This is a genomic window from Microbacterium umsixpiens (assembly GCF_053543675.1).
The window spans coordinates 1-840 of sequence record NZ_JBLVOH010000210.1 but is presented as its reverse complement, the minus strand read 5'-3'; the positions used below and the strand labels follow the sequence as shown (position 1 = coordinate 840).

The window sequence follows — 840 nt, the reverse complement described above, 5'->3', positions numbered from 1 at the left end:
GCAGGGCGGCGGCGCGCACGCCGCGGCTCTACCCACGGCTCTCGAGGCCATCTCGCAGGAGCTGCACGGCGCGTGAGCGGCTTCCGCCGCGGTGTGCGGCTCGGCATCGACGTGGGTCGGGCGAGGGTCGGTGTCGCCCGCTGCGACCCGGACGGCATGCTCGCCGTGCCGGTCGAGACGGTCCCGCGGGACGAGGCGTCGATCGATCGCCTCGTCCAGCTCGCGGGGGAGTACGAGCCTCTGGAGTTCGTGGTCGGACTGCCGGTGAACATGCGGGGCGCCGATACGCCGTCGACAACGGACGCACGGGAGTTCGCGGCGGCTCTCCAGCTGCGCAGTGGCATCGTCGTGCGGCTCATCGACGAGCGTCTGAGCACCGTTTCCGCGCACGCCGCCCTGCGCAGTTCCGGGAGATCTCAGAAGAAGTCTCGTAGCATTGTGGATCAGGTCGCCGCCGTGGTGCTTCTGCAGCAGGCGATCGATATGGAGAAGAGCACCGGAAACCCGGCCGGTGCGGCCATCTCGCCTGACGAGGAGCACGCCTGACGATGTCCGAACGCGACAACGAAACGCCGCGGCATGACGCAGACTCCCGCCTGGGGGAGCTGTTCGAGAACCTTCCGGAGCCGACCACGCAGATTCCGACGGTCGACAACAGTGCGCCCGCTCCGGGTTCGCGTCGTGCGGCTCGTGAAGCCGCCTCGGGGGATGCCACGGCGCCCACGAACGGCGCATCGGGTGACCATCTGCAGCCATCGCCCGTGCCGGTCCGTGCGTCCGCCGACGAGGCGGCCGCGGCGAACCGCGAGTCCCCGTCGCCGACCCCTGTGCGCGACTCGG

2 protein-coding genes are annotated in these 840 nt (G+C 70.6%); both read left to right on the top strand.

Annotated elements, in window-relative coordinates:
- Window positions 1-72 precede the first annotated feature (72 nt).
- Entirely contained in the window at window positions 73-546 is a 474-nt protein-coding gene (ruvX, locus tag ACNPM4_RS18190; RefSeq protein WP_105709963.1) for a Holliday junction resolvase RuvX, read from the top strand.
- Window positions 547-548: 2 nt separating this feature from the next.
- On the top strand, window positions 549-840 hold a 292-nt coding region (locus ACNPM4_RS18185), incomplete at its 3' end, for a hypothetical protein (protein WP_448986629.1).